The sequence below is a fragment of the Alloyangia mangrovi genome, assembly GCF_002300555.2.
In the GTDB taxonomy this organism is placed as follows: Bacteria; Pseudomonadota; Alphaproteobacteria; order Rhodobacterales; family Rhodobacteraceae; genus Salipiger; species Salipiger mangrovi.
Genome location: NZ_NTHN02000149.1, coordinates 1 through 639, shown reverse-complemented (window position 1 = coordinate 639; position 639 = coordinate 1). Strand labels below are relative to the sequence as shown.

Annotated in this window: 1 pseudogene; it reads left to right on the top strand. The window is 72.5% G+C overall.

What is annotated here, in order from left to right:
* Window positions 1-639, top strand: a pseudogene (locus tag CLG85_RS27165) (protein translocase subunit SecD); the annotation flags it as partial.

Genomic DNA, 639 nt, shown 5'->3' with positions numbered 1-639 from the left:
TGGCTCGCCCTGCCGAACGCCTTCTATTCCCGCGTCGAGCAGCACAACGACCTCGTCGCGCAGAGCGCGTCGAGCACCACCGCACCCCCGCCCGAGGACACGAGCTGGCCGAGCTGGCTTTCGTCGAGCCTCGTGAACCTCGGGCTCGACCTGCGCGGCGGCGCGCATCTGCTGGCCGAGGTCGACATCGACGGCGTTGCGCGCCAGCGCATGGACGCGCTCTGGCCCGACATGCGCGACGCGCTGCGCGAGCTGCACGCGCAGGTCGGAAACATCCGCCGGCTCGATGCCCCGACGGGCGAGCTGCGCATCTCGATCTCCGAACCGCAGGGCATGGCCGCCGCCCAGCAGGCCGCACGCGGCTTCGCCACCCCCGTCGGCACGCTCTCGGGCGCGGGCCAGTCCGACATCGAGGCGCTGGACGAGAACGGCACGCTGGTGATCCGCTACACCGAGGCCGGCCGCGCCCAGATGGCCGACCGCGTCGTCGCGCAGAGCCTCGAGATCATCCGCCGCCGCATCGACGAAGCGGGCACCCGCGAGCCCACCATCCTGCGCCAGGGCGCGGACCGCATCCTCATCGAGGTGCCCGGCATCGACAGCGCCGAGACCCTCAAGAGCCTCATCGGCACCACCGCG